Raw genomic sequence first — 25570 nt, 5'->3', positions numbered from 1 at the left:
CGTGAGCGAACACGTCCTGACGCACTGCCGCGTCGAACCGGTCACCGACTACGACGGACGGAATGCACTGCCCCCAAGCCCCCCCCCCACACAGCCCCGCCCCCACAGGCACCCACCGCCCACCCATACTGGTCAGAACTCAACAGCGCAGTCGGTGGCACCGCGACATGCCACGCGCTCCGGCCCATACCCGGCGCTGGATCCCCGGATCCGCCTCACCTCAACAGGGCATTCCCGAAACCCTCCAGGAGAGAAGAACCCGGACTGGTCCTGGGGGGGTGATCGGCTCCTCCCCTGTGCAGGCGGCCCGCAGGGGCCCCAAGTGGTCCCAGCCCGGTCGATCGCGCACGGCCCGGGCAGCAGGCACCACGTTCGTCACCGACGCCCAGGGCATCGCGCTCGCGATGTCGCTGACCGGCGGCAACCGCGGGCGACGCAACCAACTCCTGCCCCTGTTCGGCAAGACCAGCGGCCGGAGCCGGACCGTGATGGTGAAGCGAGGGCCCGCTACTCGCTCCATGTCTCATCACCTACTGACACGTCCGACGCCTTCGTCAGAACCTCTAAAGGTCTCCAGTCGCCGCATGGCTGATTCGGGACTGAATGGCCGTGGCCAGTTCCGAGATGCCGTGCTCGCGCAGGACGCTGTAGTGGTCACCGGTGAGTTGCACGACGGTCGGTGGGGTCGTGGACCAGCCGGAGTGGCTCTCGAGGGAGGAGTAGTCGTCCCCGGCGGCCTTGAAGAGGGTCACCCGTGCCCGGATCTGGTGTTCGGTGAGTTCACGGAACGTGTAGTCGAACTCGTAGGTGGCCGCGACGATCCGGATGATGCGGCGGATCAATGCGTCGTCGAGGGTCGGCATCTGATGGTGGATGAAGCTCGTGAAGGTGTCCTCGTCCCGTGCCGCCGCGAGACACGCGTCCACCTGGGGGCCGCTGACGCTACTGGTGAACACGGAGCACAGGATCGCGACGTACACGGGATTGCGGTAGGACGCCTCCCGGGCGAAACGGCCGGCACCCGCCGCCCTGACCCGGGGATTGCCGGGGCAGATCAGGAGCAGGTGATCGACGGGGTATCCGGCCTGTTCCAGCTGCCATGCGGCCTCGAAGGCCAGGCGGGCGCCGAAAGAGTATCCCCAGAGGCTGTACGGCCCGTCCGGCTGGACGCGCAGGATGGCGGCGACGTCGGCGGCCGCCATCTCGCCGATCGTCGGATACGGCGTCTCCCCCGCGTTGATCCCGTGTGCCTGGATGCCGTAGAACGGCCGACCGGCGCCGGCCCCGCGGGCCAGCAGGCGCAGGTTCATCGGGTAGCCGCCCAGCCCCGGCCAGCAGAACACCGGACGGCTCGTGCCTTCGGCGGTGAGCGGGACGAGCCGTGAGGCGGGCGCGGTGTGCTGGTTCTCGATGCGGGCCGCGAGATCGGCGAGCCGCGGGGATTCGAAGAGGACCTGGAGCGGCAGGCTCAGGCCGAACACTCGGTTGATGCGGTTGACGAGTGCGACCGCGATCAGCGAGTTGCCTCCGGAAGCGAAGAAGTCGTCCTCCACGGAGACGTTTTCGTACTTCAGCGCTTCCGCCCACGCGTCGGCCAGCCACCGCTCCGCCGGGGTGGCGGGCGCGATGTAGGGCCTGCTGGTGTCGGCGGAGCGCACCTGCTCCAGGGCTGCCACGGCGGGGACGTCGACCTTGCCGTTGGCGGTGAGCGGCAGCTCGTCCAGCACGAGGACGCGGTTGGGGACCATGTAGTCGGGCAGCCGCTTGGCCAGGTCGTCACGGATCATCTCGGAAGGACCGTTCATGTGCACCGTGTCCTCGTGCATGCCCTCGCTGCGGATCTGCGCCTCGCTGACCTTGCCGCCGAGGAAGAAGTACGAGGGGCCCGTGGGCAGCGCGCAGGAGGCGAGGATGTCCTCGACGCGCCGCGCGGCGGGCAGCGGGTGGCCCGTCTTGGAACTGTAGCCGGAGGACATGAGGCCGATGCGCCAGGCATTGCGCTGCAGATGGTGCAGCTTTGCTCCCAACGCGATGTACTGCAGCCACGGGTCCGCCACCCGGCTCACGGCGGTGATACCGAAGCTCGATCGCTCGTAGACCTGCTGGTTGATGGCGATCACGTGCCGCGGCAGGACGACCGCGTCCGTGATGCGTTCCAGATCGTGGCCGGTCCACCGGTACTGGCCGGCCGGCAGACCCCGCACGCGGCCCGGATGAGCCTGGACATAGATGTCGATGGGGGCGTCGGCGGGCGCACCGTCTTGGCGATCGACGGTGAAGGTGCCCAGGTAGTGGTCCTCGGCGGCGACGTCGAGGTATTCCTTCGCCGTCGGCCGGAAGGAGTCGGGGCGGATGGCGAGCCCGTACTCAGGGAGGATCTCCTCGAAGACACCGAGCATGTGCCCGGCTTCCAGTTCGAGCACCTCGCGGATGTTGTGTGTGTAGACGGGTTCGATGGCGCGCTTCTTGCCCAGGAAGTGAAACGTCAGTCGCGCGTCCGGGCGCTGCGGGGCATCCGCGATACGCACCAGCGTGTGATGGGCGGGATGGTAGTAGTACACACCCGCGCCCAGACCGTCGAGCCCCCCGGTCTCCAGATAGAGCTGCGTGGCGTACAGCGCGCCGGGTGAGGCGTAGAAGTACTTCGGCAGAAGCCGTTCCGCGCTGCGAAACGGACCGAACCAGCGCAACAGTCCACCGAACTGACGCCAGGTCACATCGGTCGGGCCAGGCGCCTGCCCGGCCCGTGGGGCCGGGGAGAGCAGAGCGACGATGTCCTCTCGGGTGACCTCTCCGCCGTCGAAGAAGCGGTACGTCTTGCGGGCGAAGGCCTCCTGGCGCTGCCGCGCCGTCTCCCGCCGTCCGGGCAGCCGCACCACCGGTCTGCCCTCTAGTTCATGCGCGTCGCGCAGGCCCGGATCCGACAGCTGGACCTTCACCTGGAGCTTGTTCGCCTTGGACTGGTGGTGCGTTCCCGCGTCGCCCTGATCCATCAGGGCGGCTTCCTTCGGGTTCAGCTCGACGCAGGCCAGCAGGTTGGTGGAACCGGTGCGCGGGTCGTCTGCGGTGATCGCGGCGGCACGGCGTACCCAGGTGTGCTCCTCGACGGCCAGCGCGATCTCGTCCAGTTCGACGCGGTATCCGCGCAGCTTGATCTGGTTGTCGATGCGGCCGGCGAACTGGAGGGTGCCGTCGGGGTTCCAGGAGGCCAGATCTCCCGTACGGTACAGCCTCACGGTGGGGATGAACGGCGAGCGGACGAACTTGTCGCGGGTCTGCTCGGGCCGGTTCAGATAGCCACGCGCCAGTTGGACGCCCCCGATGTAGAGCTCGCCCTTCTCACCGATGTCCACGGGATCCAGATTCTCGTTCAGGACGTAGCACTGGGTGTTGTCGACGGGCGTGCCGATGGGGACGGAGCCGAGCGCCTCGCTGAGCGTGTTCGGACTGACCAAGTGGGCTGTGGCATTGATGGTGCACTCGGTCGGACCGTACAAGTTGATCAGGCAGGACCAGGGGACCGCATCGAAGAAGGACCGGGACAGCTGCCGGGAAAGCGCCTCTCCGCCACAGAACACCCGCTGGAGGCTGGTGCACGTGCCCATCTGCTCGGTGTCCAGCAGCGCGTGCAGTAACGTCGGTACGCACTGCAGGGTCGTGACCCTGTTCGTCGTGACGGCTGCGATCACCGCCTCCGGGTCGCGATAGCTGCCCGGGGCGGCCATCACCACGCGGGCGCCGACGGCCGGGGCCAGGACCTCCCACTGTGCCGCGTCGAAACTGATCGGGGTCTTCTGCAGCACTGTGGTGTGCGGGCCGAGATGCCCGGACGACTGCATCCACCGCATCTGGGACAGGATGCTGCCGTGCTCGATCATCACGCCCATGGGCCGGCCGGTGCTGCCGGAGGTGTAGATGACATAGGCGAGGTCACCGGGCGAGGGATCCCACGCCGGGCACGGCGGGGGCGAGTGCGGTTCCGTGCCGGTGAGGTCCACGACGCGGATGCCGCGCGGGGCGAAGTCGCGGAGGCGGCTGGCGAGATGCTGCTGGGCGACGACGACGCGCACCCCGCTGTCCTCGATCATGAGGCGCAGCCTCTCCTCAGGGTAGTCCGCGGACAGCGGCAGGTAGGCCGCGCCGGCGAAGAGGACGCCCCACACGCCGGTCATCAGGTCGAGCGACGGTGCGGTGTACAGCCCGACGCAGTCGTCCCGGGCGATGCCCAGTGCGTTCAGACGACCCGCCAGATGCGTGGCGGCTGCCTCCAGTTCCCGGTAGGTCAGGCTGCCCGCGCCGCTGGTGACAGCGACAGCAGTGGCCTGCGATGCCGCTTGCCGGCGCAACATGGCGGGCAGGCACCCCTGGACCTGGATGTGGTCAGCACAGGCTGCGGAACGGGAGAGTTCTCTGGTCACAGTCTCCCCTTGAGTCGGGTGAGTGGTTCTCAGCCGCCGTCGGGCTGAGGCCGTCGACTCTGCGATTGCCGAACACCTGGCTGCTGCCGGGTCCGGGCTCGGGTAGTGAGTGACTCGCCCAAGGGAACGGCGATGCTGCGCCATGCCGGAATGAGGAGGGAGAAACAGACATTCACGCCGGCCAGCCATCATGGCCGATTTCCGATCGACCTGTCCTATCGGCACATCTCGCAGCAATTCTGCAGTGTGGTGCCCGGCCGGACTGAGATCGGATTTCGAGCTACTTGTGTGACGCGACCACCGGGCCGTAAACACTTCGGCAGCAATCGAGGAACGGAGCTGCAGCAGACTCCTGCGACTACGGCATCGATGTCGTGCAAATGCTCCATCATCGCCTCCACTCAACCGTCGGTTCCGTGTCCGTAGTGAGCGCAGTGGAAGAATGAGCGTCTCCGCGAGGCGGCAGTTGGCGGCCACCGGCCAATGACGTCATAGTGCCTCGCTCCTATGCCGCACACAAGGCGATCATGCTTGACCAAGCTGGTGGCCCGCTGCTGGCGCATCCGCACGTCGACCGGAAGCGCTGTCGTCTCGCTCGGCACCAGATCGCAGGCGTGACATCGACGCTCTCCGGCTGGCAACCCATGCATTCAGAACTAGAATGTTGGGTACTTACGAGATCAGGCCCATCAAGAGCGGCGCGTCGGCACGATTCGGCTGACGGCACGTAGCCGCCGCATGGGTCATAGAGCGAGATGCATCGACTTATCCCCTGCTGTGGACTCACTGGGCGGCACCAACAGCGTTGACCAGTGTGCGGAATGCTATGAAACCTGTGGTGATAGGCCCGCCGTCACCGGAGGGCTCGCGCAAAGTATGGGTGAAGGGTCAAATGATCGCCACTGCTCACTCTCTTCACGACTTGCCTGCAATCATGCAGAACGCAGGATTCGGGAACAGGGACGAGTTGGATATAGCGACATGGAACGACATTCACTGGGAGGGGGGCGGCCCGGATTCCTGGGCATGGGTTTAACGACGGCCAGCGATCCGACCGGGAAGGTTGGCCGGAGTAGTGGCTCCGGGGGTCGGATGTCCGCAGACACCCGTCCGAACGCTGGGGGTACGGTGGCTGGTTGCGTCCAGGGAGATGGTGTACGGGTTCGACCTGATCCGGGGGTTTGCTCCGGCGTTGGGATGAGGCCCGCACAGTGAAGCGGCCACCGGCTGATCTTCGAGGTGTCGAAGCCCGAAGGAGATCAGCACGATGACCGCACCCGACAGTTCGCCCCTGCGTGTCCTCGCCGAGGACAACCTCGCTGCGGCGAGTCCCGATCTGCTGCGCGCGATCGTCAAGACGTTCGCCGACGCGCTCATGTCCGCCGAGGCGGACGCCCTCCGCAACACCGAGAACGGCCAGGAGGTCAGCGACGAGAGAGTCAACCACCGCAACGGATATCGCCCACGCCGGCGGGACACCCGGGCGGGCACCGTCGAACTCGCCATCCCCAAGCTCAGGTACGGCAGTTACCTCCACCGACGTCTCGCCCGTGACTACGAGACCCTGTCCGCCCGCTCCGAAGCCATGATCCACCTCGCCATGACCAACCTCAGGGCCCGCCGCCTCACCAGCGAGAACACCATCTCCTGGCACGACCCGACACCACACCCCAAACAGCAGTTTCCAGGATAAAAACCGGGACATAGCGACACCTGACACCGTGTCCTACACGGTCACTGACCCTGCACCGTGTCCAGCAACTCACCGATGCCCAGGAGCGCGTCCTGCGCTTAACGACGGCAGGGCGAAGAGTGCTGGTGAAGCTTCCCCCCGGAACATGATGAGGCAGCAGACTCGCCCTTACGGCCATCGCCGTGGACACGTGTGCCCCTGGCAGGCGCACAAGATCAGATGAAGACTGCCTCAGCGTCCGGCGAACGCCCAGGCGAGCGGCCTGGTTCGAGGAGCATTTCGATTCAGCGATAGCCTGCTTCATCATGGTGCGCGCCTGGATCCTGCCGACGCTGCTTGTGCTCTGCGGCTCAGCCGTTGCGACTGTGCTGGCCTTCGAGGGGAATCCCGGCGCAGCCGCAGCACTCCTGCTGGCGTTCCTCGCGCTCGCAGGTGTGAACTCGCCCCTGGTCTTTCCGAGATCGATCAGTGCGCAGGAGGCGCAACGCCGCAGCGTGGTCGACGGTCGGCCAGTCGTCTTCTGGCGCCCGGGCTGCAAGTACTGCATGCGACTGCGCATCCGGCTGGGCCGCAGCGCCCGCCAGTTGCACTGGGTCAACATCTGGCGTGACCCGGCAGCAGCTGCAGCGGTGAGGGCAGCCAACGACGGCAACGAGACCGTGCCGACCGTCGTCGTGGCGGGCCGGCCACACACCAACCCCGATCCCGAGTGGGTGCGCGATCACCTCTGCACCGTTATTGCGTGAAGTACAAGGCCTGATGCCGCTGATCGGCGGAGCAGACGTAGATCCCGGCATCCGCCGCATCGTCCACAAGGAAACCGGTCGCCTCCGCGGCGAGCGCGAACTCCTCCGTGCCCCATACGAGATGCCGGCCGGTCACGGTTGCACAGGTACGTATGGGGGTTCTTCGATATGAGTGGCAGGCTGTCGTAGGAGTCCACCTGCAGGAGCAGTACGAGAGGTGCTGTGCACTCGGGGCAGTCCAGGCTCTCGGGCATGTCACTGGAGGCCCAGGACTTGCTGCCGCCGGCCTTCCAACCGCCCGTGAGGCTCACCTGCCAGTAGCGGTCGAACAGTTCATCCGAGCTCTTCAGCTGCTTGCGGATCCCGACCGGCAGCTCCTGCCACCAGGGGTACTCGACGACCCGCTCGGGGTGCACCGTGCACGGCAGAGGGACTTCGTCCCATTCGGGATCCCAGTGTTCCCAGGGGTCAGGCTGCACGTCCGGCCCGTACCTGATGTCACCTGGACGCCGCCAGAACACCCGGCAGTCCTTGCCCTGGAACGACGGCTTCGGCACGTCGTGCGGCTCGGGGCACCACACGATCTGCACCAGGTCAGTGCCCTCGGGGAAGGCGATCTCGGGCACGTCGGCGGCGTACAGCTGCGCCACGGACACCATCGGCACCCGATCGCCCGCGCTCGCGTGATCCTCGCTCGCGCAGTACGGCCAGGACTCTTCCGCAGGCCAGAGCATCGGCCCTCCGACATGACTGTCTCGGACGCCGGGTTCACCACGACGCGGGCGGAGCCGGACAACCGTGCGAGCGAACGAGGCCAGCCCGGGCATGGCCGCCAGGAGACAGGCCAGGTCATCCTCCCCCTCTGCGGGTACCTGCATGGTCTCGGTCATGCGTGCATTCTCGCGGTCACCCCTGGACGTCGGTAGGTGGGGTCCACACCGTCGCATGCTGACACCGCCGGGCAGTCCGTTGACCAGCCAGGCCGGCACCCTGCGCATAGTGGTCCGAGCATCCTCAGGGTCAGCCGCGGACGCGGCTGACCCTGAGGTGTCCGGCCTCCGTCCATGTGGCACGGCCGTCGATGTCCCGAGCCCGACGAGCCGGTGGCGGACGGCGCAGCCTCAGGTTCGAGGCTCCGCTGTGGGCTGTTCGACACGCCGCAGACAGCGGATCCGGCGCGCCGCTGCGTTCAGCCGCTGGTACTGACTCGGTTTCCTGCTGTTCGGAAGCGGGCGTGCACGGGCTGCTGACACCGCGCTGCCGAAGGGAAGCGAGGTGAGCGCGGCCGTAGCCCCTGCGCTGGAGGAGCCGGACCCCGGCGACCTGGCCTTCGACCCGGCCTGAGCTCCATCGGGTCGAGAGCTCGGCGGTCACCGCATCCAGGTCCCGCTTCAGGGCCGTTGACCAGTGATCGCTGAGCGAGCAGGTCATCGGCCAGGACGCGGTTCGTTCACGCGGGTAGTTGGTCGCCCCCCCCCAGGCCGCGCATCATGGTGGCCAAGTCTCGGACGTGGTGGGTGGTTCGGTTCTCCTTGAGGTCGGCGGCCTCGTAGGCTTTCAGGTTTCCGGGATCGGTCATGATCCAGCGGAAGATGCGGCGGGGGCCGTGAGGCCGAAGGCATTGGCGGACGTAAAACCCAAAGGACACCCACGGTTCCCTCAAAGCGGAGGCTCCCTTAACAGGCCTGAATTACAAGGTAGTTGTCCATCGGTCGCCACTGATGGCGCATCCAATCGTTGCATGCAAAACTGTCATGCCCATGCCCCAACAACCTCGGAGGGTATCTTGCTGACTCTGCGACGTCCCCAGCTGCCCTGGGCCAAGCGGTTCGCGGTGCTGATCGCCGCCATCGCATCCGTGCTCAGCGTGTCCGCCGTCAACAGCCCGGCCGCGAACGCGGCGGTTTACAGCTCCTGCGACATCGACGGATGCTCCGACGCAGCCTCGGCCAACTCGACCTGGTCCAACCTCGGCTATCCGACCACCCGAGGCTGGGTCGACTGGCCTAACGGCCAGTGCAGCTACGCGGGCGGCGAGTACTACAACGACGACGGGCAGCTGCCCTCCGGTGACACCTTCTATGAGTACGACGTCTACCCGCGCACCTGCGGCGCCCACCGCGACGCCTACCGGATCGTCGTCGACTCCGACACCGGCACGGTCTGGTACTCCCCCGACCACTACTCCGACTTCTACCAGCTCTGACACACCACCAGGACGTCAACGATCCGCCTGCTCCAGCGTGCTGGTGAGTACGGTGGGCTGATGCCCTGTCAGGGGCGGTTCGCCCAGGACCGCCCCTCCAAACATGTCCAGAGGCCCGCCCCGCAGTACCGAGACCGCCCTCGTCCGCCTGGAGCGAGTTCCTCAACTGCGCCGCCGGCGTACGGTCCGTACGCATCCATGACGCACATCCGACATCGCAGCCCGAGTACCATCCGTCCCCGACGGCCCCGCCGCCGATCTCAGCCAGCGCGTCACCGCCCACGCGTGAAGCGCCCGTTACCTCGCCGCCGCCAGTCCGCTGCACAGCTGGGACAAGACGCTCCGCGCCTTCGGCTGCGTACTGATTGACTTGCGCCGACTCGTGCAGCACGAGTCGTGAGACCAGGAATGTCGACGATTACCGTGGGCCGCCGCTCGCACGATGTGCCGTGGGCTCGGCCCGCGGCGTGATGGGAGTCTCTGATGGGTTCGTTCGATGTGCCGCTGGACGATGAACGCGTCCAGCTCGACGCGTTCGTCGAGGAATACCGCAGTGCCATTGAGGTGACTCTCGACCGTCTCACCGAGGAACAGGCACGCCGCCGCCTCGTCTCGTCGGAGACGACGTTGCTCGGGCTGCTCAAGCACGTCACATGGATGCAGCGGGTGTGGTTCGAGGAGTGCGTCGGCGGCACGTCCCGCCGTGAGCTCGGCCTGGTACGGAGTCCGGACGAATCCTTCCGGCTCTCCGACGACGACACTGTCGCCTCAGTCATGGCAGTCCACCGGGAAGCCTGCGCCACGGCCCGGACGGCGGTCGCAGATCTGCCACTGGACGCCGTCGTGACCGGCCACCGGGCCGGACCGCGCACGCTCCGCTGGGTCTATCTGCAGGTTCTGCGGGAGCTGGCCCACCATTGCGGCCATGCCGACATCCTGCGCGAACAGGTACTTGCTGACTGAGCTCCGCGACCGAGTCCACGCTTGATACCGGATCCCGAACTGCTGGAACGGATTGCCGCGCGGCGCGCGGAACTGGACGCACCCGACGAGCAACTGGCGCAGGTACCGGCCTTGCGGGACGGACTCACCGCCACCAGCCGGAGCGGCAGCAAGCAGAGGCCATCGGCGAACCTCGCAGTTCCTCGCGGTCGTTGAGCCGGGCTCCCCCGGACCGTATCGGTTTGCAGCGGTGCAGCCTGCGGCGCACCATCTTCCGACCACGACCACCGCTTGCTCGCCCTTGTCACGGCCCGGCCGTGCCCTCAGCACCATGACCCAGCGCCAGCGGTCCCCCTCCAGCCGGTTGAGTCGAACGAGTACTGCAACTGGTCTTCGGTGTGGTCGTCGGCGGTCCCGATGGCGCCACGCGGGTCGGCGCGGCGCAGGGCTTGCCGCTCGTCAGCGGTCAGGTCGCAGGGCGTGCGGGTGATGAGGGCCCGAAGTGTGTGGCCGAAGACGGCTGCGGCACGACGTACGCGCATGTGCGACGGCCGTGCCAGGCATCCCTGACGGGCACGGTACAGGCACGGTACGCGGGTGCGAACCGGCATCCGTCGCGGCGAGCCCGGCGCACGCCCGGCGCATGACGCGGGCACGGGCGAGCTGGACGGGACCGTCACACGCCTGACCCCGGCATCTGGCGTACATGATCTTGACGGGACGGAAAGGGACCGCCCAGCTCGGATGCTGTACCGACGGGACAGTCCGCTGTCCCACCCGTGCTAATCAGTACGGGTTAGAGTGCTTCCGCAAATGTCAGGGCATGCTCAAGCATGCGAGAAGCACGGAGGTCCCACGGTGTCGGATCTGGGGCGGCTCGTAGCCGGCCGATACCGGTTGGTGGAGCGTGTGGGCCGTGGCGGTATGGGAACCGTGTGGCGGGCCGAGGACGAACTGCTCGGCAGGTATGTCGCCGTCAAGAAACTACACGTCCCGCCGCACCTGCACGACGACGAAGTCCAGCGACTCCACGAGCGCACCCGCCGGGAAGCACGCAGCGCCGCCCGGATCACCCACCCCAACGTGATCGTGGTGCACGATGTCGTCGATGACGAGGGGCTGCCGTGCATTGTCATGGAGTACATACCATCCGTCACAGTGAGTGATCTCCTCAAGCGACAGGGCACGCTGCCACCCGCCGAGGCGGCCCGGATCGGCCGTGCCATGGCCGCCGCGTTGCGCGCCGCACACGACGCCGGAGTCCTGCACCGGGACATCAAGCCCGCCAACGTTCTGCTCGGGCACGACGGACGGATCGTCCTCACCGACTTCGGCATCGCCGTCGAGCCCGGAACACCGTCCCTGACCAGGACCGGCGAGCTGGTCGGCTCCATCCACTACATGGCACCGGAACGCCTCCGGGCCGGGATCGCCGAGCCTGGCCCCGCCTGCGACCTGTGGGCCCTCGGCGCGACCCTGTACCAAGCGGTCCAGGGCTCTTCCCCGTTTCAACGCGGCACCCCGATGGAGACGGCGTACGCCATCGCCACCGAGGAGTGTCCTCCCCCGAGCAAGGCCGGACACCTCACCTCCGTGATCGAGGGCCTGCTGGTCAAGGAACCAGAGCAGCGCATGGACGCCCACGAGGCCGAACGCCTCCTGAGCCGCGCAGCGGAAGCGGGCACCGACCTCCTGCACTCGCCCGCGCAGGCGGAGGGGCGTGTGCACGCGCCGACCAACGTGGAGCAGGCTGAGACATGTACGGGGAGCTCCGCGAATCCTGCGGCTCCTGCGCCAGGGGGCAAGCGCGGCCGCCGCACGGTGCTGTGGATCGTCTCGACGGTGGTGACGGCCGCCGCTGTGGCGGGCGGCATGCTCTGGCACGTGAACGGTGACGCCGCTTCGCGCACCCATCGGACGGCACCCGGTACATCGAGCCCAAGCCCGAGTGCCTCCTCATCGCCGTCGCTGCCACCCGTTCCCCTCGGATACCACCTTGAGCAGGCCGCCCAGGGTGTCTCCGTCCCCGTACGCGACGGCTGGACCTCCAAGGACCTGCCCGGCGACGAGGTCGGCTACATCTCCGGGCTGGCCGGCCTGCGGATCAGCGTCGTCCAGTTCGCGGGCGGCGATGCCGTCCGGCACTGGCGGGAGACCGAAGAGGCCCAGACCCGCCGAGACAACCCAGGCTACGAACGGGTCAGGATGGAACACACCACGTTCCGGGGACGGCCGGCAGGCTACTGGGAGTTCACCTTCCAGGGCAGGGCCCGCGAGTACCGCGCAGTGGAGCTGGCCTTCAGCGGCACCGACGGCACCCAGTACGTGGTCTACCTCTCCGCACCGAACGAACAGTGGAACCAGTACCGGCCGGCCTTCGACACCGCGGTCGACGGAATCCGCCTTCGCGCATAGAGGCAGCGCCCTTTCTCGCTTGCGTCGTGCCGGCCGATGGCCAACATCGTGACCGGAACGGTCATCGGCGACGGGACCCAAAGCTGTACAGGAGAGCATCAACCCCTGCTTACCCGACGGATATTTCCAGGCAGTTGGTCGTCTACACCTCCGTAGGAATTTGATCCGGCCTCCGAAGATACGGCCCAGGCGATCACTGGTTTATGCCGCAGCCGTCGGCAGATCTGGTTACACAAGAGGCCGAATTCTCTATTGCCCAAGGAAACGCCGATAGTCGACTCGACCAGGAAATGGCTGCACCGAAGGGTGATCGTCACTATCCGACAGATCGGCAGGAATCGGCATCAGCGGCGGGCATGAGAAAGGGATCACGTGTTATGGGCGGACATCGCAAAGCTTCAACCTCGCCGGCACGGCGACGGATGGGTATGGGGATTGCCACGGCAGCTCTCGGCGTTACGGCGCTCGGGGCCGTCGCCTCCCAGGCGGCAGCCGCGCGCTACGAGAGCCCGACAGCTCACGCCGCATCGGCCGGATCCCCGGATTCGGGGAACGCGGTCGACGGTCACCAGCTCAAGGGCAGCGGCAAGGCGGGCAAGGATCTCATCGACGGGGCCATATGGCTCGGCAAGCAGATCTTCGGCGTGGACGACGAACCCCCTCTCAATACCCCGACGCACAGCCTCGGCGGAGGAATCACCAAGGGCGCAGCCAATCAAGCCGACTACTACGACAACCAAAGTTCCCCGGATTCCGATGGAGGCGCACCCGCGCGCCCGGACCCCGTGTACGTCCTGGACGGCGAGTGATCAGTCCCTGACCGCCGTTGACCGGGCCCGCTGAGCAGCCCGACGACGCACGGACGCTGCTCCCCCTGGCATGACGACGTGCGCCGAGTGCCCGGCCCGGCCGGATATCGATCGGGCCGGGCACCTCGTCCACGTCCGTCACCGGGAGAAGCATGATGAACCGACCTGCCGTCCCCGTCTCTCGGAGTGACCACGCGAGCCGCTCCCGGGCACGGGATCGCCGCGGCGCTTCCGAACTGTCCGGGCAGGTGCGGTTCTTCCGCTTCTATCTCGTCCTTTTCGGCGCCGACGTGTTGCTCGGCTGGCTGGCGTGGATCATGGCTCTGCCGATCACGCACGGGCTGGAGTATCCGTTGTGGAGCCTGCGCGGCGCATCGGCGTCGGCGTTGAGTGACATTGTCGTGTTCGGCGGGTTGTCGGCGCTGGTCGCCTTCCGGGTGGTCCATGCCGAGCGCCGACGTTTCGTCGATGTGGGACTGCGCGGGCCAGGGCAATTTCGCGAGTTCGCCCGGGGCTATGCGCTGGGCTTGGCCTGGGCGGTCTGCGCCCTCGCCGTCGCGGTCGCCGCAGGGTGGACCGCCGTGAACGGAAGCGTCCGCCTGTCGACGCTTCTCGCCTTCGCCCCCTTGTGGATGGTGGTGAACGCGTTCCAGGCCGGTGTGGAAGAAGTCATTTTCCGAGGTTGGTTGTTGCCGCTGCTGGTACGACGCCATCAGCTGTGCACGGCGATACTGGTACAGGCTGTGCTGTTCGCCTGCCTGCATCTTCTGGTGGACGCGAATACCACCCTCGCGGTCCTTCATGCGCTCATTTTCGGCGCATTCGCCGGACTCTATGTGCACCGTCGGCAGAGCATCTGGGGAGTCATCGGAATTCATGGGGCCTATAATTTTGCGGCCATCCCCGTCATTTCGTTGGCAACGGGCGGGCAGTACGGCCCCACAGGCTGGCACTACGCTGCCATCGCACTGACCGGAGCCGGTGTCGCCGTCCTGCTCGCCCTGTCGCGCTGGTGCCGCCGCCGAAGGTGAGAGGCGGAATGCGGAGCGGCACTGAGCCCGCCCTCGCCGACGAAGGATCGACCAGCCTCACCTCGGGGTCACCCCGCGAGCGGACCTTCCGCGCGCGCTCGCTGGTAGCGGTGGCGAACCGGTCCGTGGTCCGTAGGTATTGGTGCCGTCCTCGGTGTATGCCTCGCCCGTGACCACCGGAAGCAGCCACAGCAGTACTGGCAACACATTGCCGTTCCTGCGGCGTCCGTTGTTGGCTTCGTGCAACGCCGATCCGACATCTCCCCCGCCGAGGCCTCGCCCCCGGGGATCAACCACGGGTGATCCCCTGCGCGGTCGTTCGACAACGCCCGACCGACAGAACGGATACTCCCATGCGACATCCTGTCGCTCGATTTCACGAGTCACGTGCGAGCACGTCACATCTGTCTGCAGTCTCACCTCAAGGACGTCGGACGGGCGGGTGACGAGAATGTCCCGGCGTCACCGCTCCGGTGCACCGCAGCCCATGGCCCACGAGACAGCGCCGCTCCGCGTCCATCTGCCCGATGCGGCACTCGTCGCGGATCTACGCACCCGTGCCACGCCAAGGCCCGCTGATCAGGCGCCAGATGACCGCAGGGCCCGTAGGAAACTGATCGCAGCAGCGGCGGTCGAACTGCGCAGGCGTCGCCTTCCCGCCATGCTCGACTACGCGGCGCTCTTCGTGGTCAGGACATCCGCGGCGGCTCTGGCGCTGGACGCGCTCCAGCGTGCGGTGCGCGACATGCGTATGGCGCCGGACTCCGACCAGCCGCCCGTCCACCACCCGCTCCTCCTCGTCGAGCTGACCGCCAGAATGTGGTCGGGCACCGCACGCCGAACCGAACTCACCACCGAGTTCCTCGCCTGGCTGGACGGTACGACGCGCACTGCTCCCGGCCCGTTCGCCGCCGAGCCCGTCAGGGTGGACGCCTGCCGCATCCTGCGGACTTATCAGCAACTGCCCCGACGCACCCAGGCCGTGCTGTGGCATGCGGTTGCGCAGTGGGACGACGCCTTCGTGGTCGGCCGGTCTCTCGGTGTGCACCCCGACACGGTGCCCCGCCTCGGGCGCAGCGCCCTCGAAGACTTCCGCCAGGCCACTTTGCGCCTCTACGCCGAGCAGTGCGACGGCTATTGCCGTTGTTTCATGTCCCTCCTGGAGGCTGCGACCCGCCGCAGGAGGCCCTACCCCAGTGTCGAGCTCGACCAGCACATGGCCGCTTGCGCCGCCTGCTCCCAGGCTCACTCCGTACTGACCGGCATGAACGAACGGCCGGGCACACTGCTGGCCGAGGCCGTGCTCCCCTGGGGCGGTGCCGCTTTCGCGGCCGTCAGGCGCCGACGACGGCTCGCCAAGGCTTCGTCGGCCGCCCCGTCCCAGCCGACGCGGAACGCTGTCCGCCGCACGCTGCCACCCAAGGAGGCGGCGCCGCGTCTGCCATGGCTCCGCCACGTTGCCGACAAGTGCCCGGCACTGACCGTGATGGCGGCTGCGGGACTCTTCGCGGCGGGGGCCGCCACGGCCTGTCTGTACAAGGCCGGCGACGACACCGGCCCGTCCGGTCCTGTGGCCGGGCGCCCCACCCAGACCGTCCCTCACGTGACCGTGCCCCGGCGCACAGACCCTCACCCGAGCGCCCCGGCCCGCACCACGCCATCCGACACATCGCATGCGACGGGACACGGCTCGACGCCTTCCGACGACAAAGGCCACGCTGTTCCGGACCGCAGGGCAGGCTTCCCCGGCACCTGCCACCACACACGGAAATAGCGAGCACCCCAGCGAGATTTCGGCGGCCCCTCGGAACCGTACCGGCCGTCTCACGACGGTCCGCGGAGCCATGGTGTCCATTGCGTCGCCGCCACGAGACCGCAGGGGATCCCACGCTGGGCTCGTCCGTCCGTCCCCGAGTCCCGGACCTGTACGGTCCCGACCCCCGGAGCAAGAGACCAGCCGAACGATGAACGATGTGCTGCTCGTTGATGACGACCCGCTGCTGCGTGAGGCCACCCGGCTGTCGCTGGAGCTGTACGGATACCAGGTGCGCACCGCCTGCGACGGCCTGGCCGGACTGGCGCGTTTCAGGGACAGGGCACCTGATGTCGCTCTGCTGGACGTCATGCTGCCCCGCCTCGACGGGATCAGCCTGGCACGCCGTATCCGGGAGGTCAGCCGGATACCGGTGCTGCTGATCTCCGCCCGGACCGACCCGGTCGATGTCGTCCTCGGACTGGAGGCCGGAGCCGACGACTACGTCACCAAGCCCTACGACATACCGGTGCTCGTCGCCCGCATCCGCGCGGCCCTGCGCCGGGCCGGCCATTTCTCCTGGACCGGCTCGGAGACTCTGAACGAGGAGCCACTGATGCGGTTCGGCGACCTCACGGTGCATGCGCCCTCCATGGAGGTCCGCCGGGCAGGAAGGCTGCTGGACCTCACGCCCACCGAGCGCAGGCTGGTGCTGGAGTTCGCGGCCCGGCCCGGTGTGGTCCTGTCCCGGACCGCCCTGCTGGAACGGGTGTGGGACTGCACGCGGGACGGGGACAGCCGAGTGGTCGACGCCCATGTGCAGCGGCTGCGTGGGAGGATCGGCAGTGAACGGATCGAGACGGTGCGCGGCTTCGGTTGCAAGCTGGTGGCCGGACCGCTGTCCGAGCGCAGGTGACCGCTGCCGGGCTCACAGCAGCTTCGGCGCGGATTCCATTGCGGTGGGACGGCGGCGTTCGGGGTGAGGCATGCGGTTCACTTCACCGCTCCCATGGACAGCCCGCGGACGAGCTGCTTCTGGGCGATCCAACCCGCGAGCAGTACGGGAAGGCAGGCCAGTGTCGCCGCCGCGGCAAGCCTGGCCCAGTAGAGGCCTTCGCTGGTCATGAAGCCGATCAGGAAGACGGGCATCGTGGCCGCTCGGACCGAGGTGAGGTTGAGCGCGAAGAAGAACTCGTTCCAGGAGAAGATCACGCAGATCAGCGCGGTCGCCGCGATGCCGGGAGCGACCATCGGCAGCATGACCCGGGTGATCTCCTGACGCTGTGTCGCGCCGTCGACGCGGGCTGCCTCCAGGACTTCGCCGGGGACTTCCAGGAAGAACGAGCGCAGCATCCACACCGCGATCGGCAGGTTCATCGCGGTGTAGAGCACGATGAGGGTGGCGATGTCGTCCAGGGCGCCGATGTCCCGTACGGCGAGGTAGATCGGGAGGATGGCGGCGACCACGGGGAGCATCTTGGTGGAGATGAAGAAGAACAGCGCGTCACGCCACCTTCGGACCGATCGGATCGACAGGGCGTAGGCGGCCGGAACACCGATCACGAGCACCAGGAGGGTGGAAAGCACCGTTGCCAGTGCCGAGTTGGCGAGGTACGGGCCGATGCCGCTGGAGAACACCGTCCGGAACTGGTCGAGAGTCGGAGCGAAGACGAGCTGCGGTGTGGTGGTGTAGGCGTCGGACTCCCGTTTGAAGGCAGTCAGCGCCATCCAGAGCACGGGGAAGAAGAACACCAGTCCGGCCAGCCAGGCGCCGGCCGTCCAGGCACTCTTTCCCAGTAGCCGCTTGACGCGGCGGGCGGAGGGCGAGTCGGCACACATCACGCCCTCCCCTCGGTGGCGCGGAAGACGGTGAAGAGCATGCGCAGCGCGATCGAGGCGATCACGATGGTCCCGGCCACGGTGACGACACCGAGTGCCGACGCCTGTCCGACGTCGAAGCCGAGAAAGGCCCGTTGGTAGAGGTAGAACGGCAGGTTGGTGGTTGCCGTTCCCGGCCCGCCCTGGGTCATCATGAAGATCACATCGAAGGTGTTGACCAGGTAGATAGCGCCGAGCAGCACGCCCAGTTCGGTGTAGGGCCGCAGATGCGGCATGGTGATGGCCCGAAAGGTCCGCCACGGCCCGGCGCCGTCGATCTGCGCGGCCTCCAGCACGTCGCCTGACTGGCTCTGCAGTCCGGCGAGGACGATCAGCGTCATGAAAGGCGTCCACTGCCACACCAGCACGGTGACGATGGACGCCATCGGAAACCGGCTGACGAAGTCGACGGGCGCGATGCCGACCAGGCGCAGAAGGAAGTTGACGATGCCGTAGACCGGGTCGAGCATCGTGGTCTTCCACAGCAGTCCCGCGACCGTCGGCATGATCAGGAAGGGGGCGATCAGCAGTGTTCTGACCACTGCGCGGCCAGGGAACCCGCGGTCCAGCAGGACAGCGAGGCCGACGCCGAGCAGCATCGAGACCGCCACGGCCAGGACGGTCATCTCGACCTCGGTGAGGAGTGCGTCGCGGAAGGCACTGTCGGTGAGGACAGCGGCGTAGTTGCTCAGGCCGACCCAGTGGCGGGAGTGGGGCCGGACCAGATTCCAGGACTGGAACGAGAAGATCACAGTGAAGACGAACGGGATCTGGGTGACGACGATCACGAGGAGCAGTGCCGGGCTCAGCGGCAGCCGGCGCCGCCATGTCTTACGGCGCGGCAGCCGTGATGACGGTCGGCCGGGTGTCAGGGGAACCGGGCAGGACGGGGCCAAGGTCGTCATGGCGCCTCCTCGGGTGGAGGGGGTGGGAGCGGTCACGGGTGCTGGTGCGAGCCGTCATCGGCGCTGGTAGGTGCGGCCGACGGTCTGTGCGTACTGCTGGGACTGGGACAGGGCCGCCCGCACCGACTTCCGTCCGGCGATGACTGCCGTGATCTGCTGGCTGACTCGGGTCCCGAGGTCCTGGAATTCGGGGATGCCGAGGAACTGCACGCCGGTGTAGGGCACGGGGGCAACAGTGGGGTGTCCGGGATCGGCTCCGCCGATGGCGTGCAGTGTCGGCCGGGCGAAGGCGGCGGCCGCCTTGGCGTACTGCGGGATCCGGTAGGTCGAGGTACGGCTTCCGGGAGGGACGTGGGACCAGCCGAGCCTGCTGCCGACGAACCGGATGTATTCCTTGGAGGTCGCCCACGACATGAACTGCCAGGCGGCATCCCGATGCCGGCTGGTCCTGGGGATCGCCAGCGACCAGGAGTACAGCCACCCTGAGGACACGGTCCGCTCGACGGGGGCGGGGGCGTAGCCGATTCTGCCGACGACCTTGCTGCTGCTCGGGTCCTCCAGCGAACCGGCCGCTACGGTCGCGTCGTACCACATGGCGGCGTTGCCCTGGGCCATGTCCGTACCGCACTCGGTGTATCCGGCGGTCGCCGCGCCCGGTTCCCCGACCGTGCGAAGCAGGCCGGTGTAGAAACCGACCGCCTTCGTCACCTCGGGCGAGGTCAGCTGCGCGTTCCATCCCGGGTCGTACCAGCGTCCGCCGAAGGTGTTGATCACCGTGTCCAGCGGTGCCAGGTTCTCGCCCCAGCCGGGGGCACCTCGCAGGCAGATGCCGGCGACGCGGTGCGCCGGGTCGTTCAGCCTCCGTGCCAGCTCGGCGACCTGCTGCCAGGTGGGGTGGGCCGGCATGGTCAGGTGGTGGGCGGCGAGGAGGTCCGTGCGGTACATCAGGTACGACGACTCGCCGTAGAACGGCACCGAATACAGGTCGCCCCGGTAGGACAGGGACTGCCGGACCGGGCTGATGAAGTCGCCCGGGTCGTATCCCCGGGTGTGATCGACGTGCGGCTGGAGGTCCACCAGCCAGCCGTTCCTCGCCCACATCGGGGTCTCGTAGTTGCTGATCATCACCACGTCGAACTCGTTGCCGCCGGTGGCCACCGACTCGGTGATCTTCTGGCGGGCCACGTTCTCCGGGAGCGTGACGTACCTGACGTGGATGCCCGGGCGGGTGTGCTCGAAGTACGGGGTGAGCTTCTGTACGTCCTGCATCTGCGGGTTGGCGACAATGGCCACCGTGATCGTGGTGCCCGAGCCGGCGCCGCCGCCGATGGCCCCTGCCCCCGCACAGCCGGCCACCGGCAGCAGTCCGATCAGGGACGCCGCGACAGCCGCGCCGGTGCGCCGTCGGCCCTTCAGGAACCCCATCGTGGACTGCTCCTCGCTGTTCGGATGTACAACGACGAGATCACCATCGTCGGATCGAAGAGCGCCCAGCGCAGCTTCAGCCGACTGTCGGCCTGATCGCATGAGTGTCACCGACTGTAGGCCTATGAGTACGTCCAGGTATGTGCGCGACACGGGCGGCGAGGCTTCCCCTTGTGCGTGAAGGTCCGTCAGCCATTGATTGCCCTGTACGCCCGGCAAGTGGTTCGCCAATCCACTGCGGCGAGAGTTCCGGTTCACCCTCCTGCGCCCTGCGGAGGGTGCCACGAAGACCTGCGGAACCGCGCCGGACCGCCTGGCGTTACCGGCGCCTTTCTGTGCTCGCACCCGTTTGCGCTCACGCTTGTTTATGCTCACCTGAGCGCTATTCGCTCGGATTTAAATCGGCTCGGCTTTTCCCATTGACGTCGACCTGACACGGTCTTTAATGGAAGTACCTGAATCACATGAGGTCTATATGCTCGATTGAGCGGAAACCTGCAGAGGCGACTGCCCAGGGTCCATGGCTCTCAGTCTCCGCACTGCAGCACCAGCCAGGCCCGCGGTGAAATCAGGGCGGCTCCACAGGGGCTGTTCCAGACTTCTGAAAGATCGGAAGACGCCATGAATGCTGTCGCTGAACGCGACGTTCCGCGCGCTGATGCCGAAGTCGCCTCCGCCTCCATCGAATTGCCGGCCCTTCTGACCGCGCCCAGAGAGGCCCGAGCCTTCACCAGAAGGTCTCTGTACCGTTGGGGAGCAGCGGAGGACCTCGTCGAGGCAGCCGTCCTGGTCGTGTGTGAACTGGTCACGAACGCGGTCTGCCACGGCTCGCCGGCGCCTGCGGACAAGCTCCGGCATGTCGCGCCTGCCGACGAGCGCGGACCGGAATGGTCGATCACACTGACACTGGGTCTGAGACCCGCCGAACTCCACGCCGAAGTGCGTGACCAGTCCCCGGAACTGCCGGTCCCACGCGCGGCAGAGGATGACGACGCCGACGGGCGCGGGCTCGCGATCGTCGGCGCGCTCGCCGGGTCCTGGACATCCGGGTGGGCCCCGGGAGGCGGCAAGTGGGTCCGGGCCTGCCTGCCGCGGGTGCCCGCTCCCGTCACCGGCTGACACGTCGAAGAGCGTTCTTGGAACACAGGTGGTGGACGGCATGAGCACACAGCGCAGCCCACGAGTCGGCAGGCCTCCGCACCATACGGGGCCGGAGGAGTTGGTCCAAACCGCCGCCATGGCACGTCGCTTCTACCTCGAAGGCAAGTCGAAGACCGAAATCGCCGACGAGTTCGGCGTCAGCCGTTTCAAGGTCGCCCGCATGCTGGAGGCCGCCCTGCAGGGTGGTCTGATCCGACTTGAAGTCCGGCTGCCCGCGGAGCTGGACGCCGAGTGCTCCGACGCGCTGCGCACCCAGTACGGCCTCCGTCACTGCGTCGTGTTCGCCTCGACGGAGCAGGATCGGGGCGGCGCGGTGCTGGCCACCCAGCGCCTCGGCGCGGTCGCCGCGGAGCTGCTCACCGAGATCGTCACGGAAACCGACGTCCTCGGACTTGTGTGGGGCCCCGAGATCGAGGCGCTCGGCCGCGAACTGACCGTACTGGCCCGCTGCAAGGTGGTGCAATTGAGCGGGGTGACCTCACTGCGGCCCGTGAACCACAGCGCGGTGGAAGCCGTACGCCGCGCCGCCTCCATCGCGCGAGGCCCCGTGTACCCGATCCACGCGCCACTGCTCCTTCCTGACGGCGAGACAGCCCAGACGCTGCGCCGGCAGCCAGGCATCGCCGAAGCGGTCAACCAGTTTCCACACGTCACCAAGGCCATTATCACCGTCGGCGCATGGGAGCCGGGGCTGTCCACCGTCTACGACGCACTCGACGAGAACGAGCGCGAGCAGTATCGCCGCGAAGGAACCTGCGCCGAGGTCGTCGGCCAACTGCTGGACGCGGACGGACAGCCCGTCGCCCCGCAGCTCACCGAGCGGACCATCGCGATCAGCTTCGCCGAACTGCGCCGTGTGCCTGACGTGATCCTCCTCGCCGACGGTGCGGAACGGGCAGCCGCGACCTCGGCGGCGCTGAAGACCGGCCTGTTCAACGGCATCGTCACCAACACGACCGTGGCGGAGTACCTGCTCCGATGACCCACGAGCCGGTTCCGGCCCGACACCGTACGGAGAATCCATGACGCCTCTCGTGGAGCGCGCCGCCGACCTGCAGGTACTGGACGCCCTGCTCAGCCACGTTCTTGAGGGCCACGGCACGGCCGTGCTGCTCGACGCACCAGCCGGAACCGGCAAGAGTGCACTCCTGGTGGAGCTCACGACACGTGCCCGTCGGCAGAAGATCCACGTCCTGGGTGCGCGCTGCTGTCCGCAGGAAGCGTCCGCGCCGTGGGGAGCCGTTCGCCAACTGCTCGATGCCAGGCTGAGCGACGAGGACCTCGCTCTGCTGGAACCCGGCCACGCTCCACTCCCCCACGGGGACGGCGATCAGGCCCTGCCCGTCGAGTGTTTCCACGGACTGTATCTGGCGCTGCTGCGCCTGGCACGTCACACTCCGCTGGTCCTGCTGGTGGACGACGCGCACCACGCCGATGACCCCTCCCAGCAGTGGCTGGCCTATCTTGCTCGCCGCCTGGAGAGTGCGCCGATCGGCCTGGCCATTGCCACCCGCTCCGCCTCCGGAGCCGCCCCCGGGGCGCTTGAAACGGCGCTGGCGGCGTGCCCGGAATTCTCCCGCCTGCGGCCGCGGCCGCTCGCCGAGCAGGGCACGTCCGACAACCTGGCAGAAAGGCTCGGTCAGGCTCTTGAGGCCGGCACGGCCGCGGCGTGTCATGCCGCCACCGGTGGCAGCCCAGGGCTGCTCGACGCGGTGGCCGATGCCCTCATCCGCACCGGTACGCCGGCCCCGCAGGTCACGCGGAAGCAAGCGGCCGACGCCTGCTCCCGCGCCATACTGCGAGCCCTGCCCCAGCTGCTCGGCCGTCACGGACCAGCGGTGACCACCGTAGCCACAGCCGTCTCGGCCCTCGGCCGAGTGGCCGGCCTGCCGCTGCTGGCACGGACGGCCGGTGTCGCCCTGTCGGCTACGGAAGAGGCGATCACCGCGCTCGAGGACGCCGGATGGGTGGGCGCCGGCCCACCCTGGCAACTGCGTTCCACCGCCATCGAGCAGGTTCTCACCGCGCAAGCGGGCGAGCATACGCTCAGCGCCCTGCGATCCCGGGCGGCCGAGGTGCTACGGGACCTTGGCGCCGGCACCCCCGAGATCGCGGACATGCTGCTGCTCACCACACCGGATGGGCAGACATGGCGGGTGCCGGTGCTGCGGGAGGCGGCCCGCATCGCTGAGGAGCGCTCCGACATGGTTGCCGCCGGCGCGTATCTGCGCCGAGCCCTGGCGGAGCCACCCGAGGATGCCGAACGTTCGGCTCTCCTGGCTCGGCTGGGTATTGCCGAGGTGCGCCACGACCCCCAGTCGGCGGCTTCCCACCTGCGTGCTGTCCTGGCAGGAGAGGAGAACGTCCGCGTGCGGGCTGCCCTGGTGCCGCACCTGGCCGAGGTGCTGGTGAGCACCGGCCGTGCCGAAGCGGCGGTGACCCTGCTGGACGATCTCGCCGGCCAGATCGGCGAGGACGACTGCGAGACGCTGTACCGGCTGTGGGCCCAGGGCATCCTGGTCCTCCTGGAGGAGACCCCGCACGTGGCCGATGCCTGGATCGCCCGAGGCAACATCGCCGACAAGTTGACCGGTGCGAGCCCGGGACAGCGTCTGCTGCTGGCGGCCCTCGCCCTGAAGACCACTCTGACCGGGCAGTGCGCCCACACCGCGGCCGACTTCGCGGACCGGGCGCTCACCCGGCCCGGGCCGGCGGAGGAACCCGCGCTCACGACCGTGTTCGCGGCAGCCGCACTGCTGCACGCGGGCCGCCTCACCGACGCCGCCCGCTGCTGCGATCATCTCCTCACCGACGGCATACACCGCCAACCCGCTCCACTGCAGTCGCTCCTCATGGCCATGCGCGCCAAAATCGCCCACCGGACGGGCGACATCACGTCCGCCCTGTCACTCGGTCGCCGAGCACTCGCCCTGGCGCCTCCAGGACAGCGATACCAGCCCTACGCCACCGCCCAGGCCGTCCATGCCCTGCTCGACCTCGGTGCCGGCGACGAAGCGGAGCAGCTGTGCCGCGCCTCCCGCCAGAGCCCTGCCGGAAACCACTGGAGCTGGGCAACCCTGCACGCCGCACGTGCCCGGAACCACCACACCCAAGGCAACCATCACGCCGCCCTCGACGAACTCGACGCCTGTGCACGGCTGATGCGGACCGGCGGGTACGACAACCCTGCACTCGTCCCGTGGCGCTCCCACACCGCCCTCGTCCACCAGCGCCTCGGCAACCACGACGCCGCCCTGGAACTGGCCGACGAAGAGCTGGTACGAGCCCGCCGCTGGGGTGCCCCGCACACGATCGCCACCAGCCTGCGTATCCTCGGCCGCCTGCAGAGCGGTGTCGACGCCGTCACCGTCCTGTCCGAGGCGGCCTCCCTCCTTGAAGGCACGCCCGCACGGCGCGCTCTCGCCCACACCCTCACCGACCTCGGCGAAGCGCTGCACGCGATCGGGCGCCCCAGTGAGGCACGGACACCCCTGCGCCAGGCACTCGACCTCGCCGACGCCTCGGGTGCCGCCCCCTTGTCCGAACGCGCCTACCGCGCTCTCCTGGCCACCGGCGCGCGTCCTCGCCGACGACGCCAGTCCGGGGTCGGCGCGCTCACCGGACGCGAACACCGGATCGCCTCCCTCGCCGCCACCGGCATGGACAACCAAGCGATCGCTTCTGCCCTGTTCATCAGCCGGCGAACGGTGGAGTTCCACCTCACCCACGTCTACCGCAAGCTTGCCATCGAAGGCAGAGCCGAACTGGCTACCACACTGACCGCCGCGCCTGCCCACCTCGGTACGCGTCGTCGGCTCACAGGCGGTTCCCACGGCACGACGGCAGATCGAGACGTTCCCACAGGCCTTGAGCCTCGGCTGGCTTGAAGCAGCAGGTCACCAGCACATCGCGGAGAGCGTCCACCGGCTGCTGGAGAAGGGCTGGGAGAGAATGCGCAGGGCATCAGGACTGGGCGCTGACGCGGGCTCGTCACGATCCCGGCACCGGAGCGTACGAATCGGCCCCGGCGGCGCCCCACGGGGGGCGATGCCGGGGCCGTGCGCGGGCATCTGACTCGGTGATGCTCACGTGCTGGGGACGACGTGAACGCGGGCGGAGTGGGTGCCGACGCGCTTCGTGGAGGCGTCCGGCGATGACGCGGTCTCCTCCACCGACTTTCTTGCGGTA

The 25570-nt window shown here is 68.0% G+C and carries 17 protein-coding genes; 12 read left to right on the top strand and 5 right to left on the bottom strand.

The features are described from left to right. Positions 1 to 563 precede the first annotated feature (563 nt). The gene (locus BIV25_RS21480; protein WP_079176794.1) at positions 564 to 4349 is read right to left on the bottom strand and encodes an amino acid adenylation domain-containing protein; all 3786 of its coding nucleotides are present in this window, start codon (positions 4347 to 4349) and stop codon (positions 564 to 566) included. A gap of 1336 nt (positions 4350 to 5685) precedes the next feature. Between BIV25_RS21480 and BIV25_RS53005 the strand changes: the two genes are divergently transcribed. Together BIV25_RS53005 and BIV25_RS21470 are read left to right on the top strand one after the other, a co-directional pair. Continuing rightward, positions 5686 to 6111 carry a transposase gene (locus BIV25_RS53005; protein WP_071373980.1) on the top strand — a complete coding sequence of 142 codons (426 nt, stop codon included), beginning with the start codon at positions 5686 to 5688 and terminating at the stop codon, positions 6109 to 6111. Positions 6112 to 6416: 305 nt separating this feature from the next. Beyond that, entirely contained in the window at positions 6417 to 6857 is a 441-nt protein-coding gene (locus tag BIV25_RS21470; protein ID WP_071373979.1) for a glutaredoxin domain-containing protein, read from the top strand. On the opposite strand, the gene BIV25_RS21465 is transcribed toward BIV25_RS21470, so the two are convergent. After that, positions 6833 to 7591, bottom strand: a complete 759-nt coding sequence (locus BIV25_RS21465; RefSeq protein WP_143076680.1) for a hypothetical protein — start codon at positions 7589 to 7591, stop codon at positions 6833 to 6835. The genes BIV25_RS21470 and BIV25_RS21465 overlap by 25 nt on opposite strands. A 1052-nt stretch (positions 7592 to 8643) precedes the next feature. Here BIV25_RS21465 and BIV25_RS21455 point away from each other — a divergent pair. The 7 genes from BIV25_RS21455 to BIV25_RS21420 all read left to right on the top strand — a co-directional run bounded on the left by BIV25_RS21455 (position 8644) and on the right by BIV25_RS21420 (position 16929). Then, entirely contained in the window at positions 8644 to 9063 is a 420-nt protein-coding gene (locus tag BIV25_RS21455; protein WP_218158474.1) for a ribonuclease domain-containing protein, read from the top strand. Positions 9064 to 9546: 483 nt separating this feature from the next. Continuing rightward, positions 9547 to 10026, top strand: a complete 480-nt coding sequence (locus tag BIV25_RS21450) for a DinB family protein (RefSeq protein WP_071373976.1) — start codon at positions 9547 to 9549, stop codon at positions 10024 to 10026. A gap of 903 nt (positions 10027 to 10929) precedes the next feature. Continuing rightward, positions 10930 to 12420, top strand: a complete 1491-nt coding sequence (locus tag BIV25_RS21440; protein ID WP_371273052.1) for a serine/threonine-protein kinase — start codon at positions 10930 to 10932, stop codon at positions 12418 to 12420. A 203-nt stretch (positions 12421 to 12623) separates the two neighbouring features. Further along, positions 12624 to 13229, top strand: coding sequence for a hypothetical protein (locus BIV25_RS50415; protein ID WP_143076678.1), 606 nt, complete (start codon positions 12624 to 12626; stop codon positions 13227 to 13229). Positions 13230 to 13477: 248 nt separating this feature from the next. Continuing rightward, the gene (locus BIV25_RS21430) at positions 13478 to 14260 is read left to right on the top strand and encodes a CPBP family intramembrane glutamic endopeptidase (protein WP_071373972.1); all 783 of its coding nucleotides are present in this window, start codon (positions 13478 to 13480) and stop codon (positions 14258 to 14260) included. Positions 14261 to 14921: 661 nt separating this feature from the next. Beyond that, entirely contained in the window at positions 14922 to 16034 is a 1113-nt protein-coding gene (locus BIV25_RS21425; protein WP_071373971.1) for a hypothetical protein, read from the top strand. Positions 16035 to 16224: 190 nt separating this feature from the next. After that, positions 16225 to 16929, top strand: a complete 705-nt coding sequence (locus tag BIV25_RS21420) for a response regulator transcription factor (protein WP_071373970.1) — start codon at positions 16225 to 16227, stop codon at positions 16927 to 16929. Positions 16930 to 17006: 77 nt separating this feature from the next. Here the strand turns inward: BIV25_RS21420 and BIV25_RS21415 are convergent, their stop codons facing one another. From BIV25_RS21415 to BIV25_RS21405, 3 genes are read right to left on the bottom strand one after another with little or no spacing between them, the layout of a single operon-like run. Then, a complete protein-coding gene (locus tag BIV25_RS21415; RefSeq protein ID WP_071373969.1) occupies positions 17007 to 17852 on the bottom strand; it encodes a carbohydrate ABC transporter permease in 846 nt (281 codons plus the stop codon). Then, positions 17852 to 18796, bottom strand: a complete 945-nt coding sequence (locus tag BIV25_RS21410) for a carbohydrate ABC transporter permease (RefSeq protein WP_071373968.1) — start codon at positions 18794 to 18796, stop codon at positions 17852 to 17854. Before BIV25_RS21410 ends, BIV25_RS21415 begins: the two co-directional genes overlap by 1 nt. 54 nt (positions 18797 to 18850) lie before the next feature. Beyond that, on the bottom strand, positions 18851 to 20221 hold the full coding sequence (locus BIV25_RS21405; RefSeq protein WP_107486224.1) for a sugar ABC transporter substrate-binding protein: 1371 nt from the start codon (positions 20219 to 20221) through the stop codon (positions 18851 to 18853). Between the two features lie 483 nt (positions 20222 to 20704). On the opposite strand from BIV25_RS21405, the gene BIV25_RS21400 reads away from it, so the two are divergent. The 3 genes from BIV25_RS21400 to BIV25_RS21390 all read left to right on the top strand — a co-directional run bounded on the left by BIV25_RS21400 (position 20705) and on the right by BIV25_RS21390 (position 25269). After that, a complete protein-coding gene (locus BIV25_RS21400; protein ID WP_143076677.1) occupies positions 20705 to 21340 on the top strand; it encodes an ATP-binding protein in 636 nt (211 codons plus the stop codon). A 118-nt stretch (positions 21341 to 21458) separates the two neighbouring features. After that, positions 21459 to 22364, top strand: coding sequence for a sugar-binding transcriptional regulator (locus BIV25_RS21395; protein ID WP_256255966.1), 906 nt, complete (start codon positions 21459 to 21461; stop codon positions 22362 to 22364). A 40-nt stretch (positions 22365 to 22404) separates the two neighbouring features. Then, positions 22405 to 25269, top strand: a complete 2865-nt coding sequence (locus tag BIV25_RS21390) for an AAA family ATPase (protein WP_071373967.1) — start codon at positions 22405 to 22407, stop codon at positions 25267 to 25269. Positions 25270 to 25570 lie beyond the last annotated feature (301 nt).

Source organism: Streptomyces sp. MUSC 14 (genome assembly GCF_001866675.1).
In the GTDB taxonomy this organism is placed as follows: Bacteria; Actinomycetota; Actinomycetes; order Streptomycetales; family Streptomycetaceae; genus Streptomyces.
This window is presented reverse-complemented; position numbering and strand designations above follow the sequence as displayed.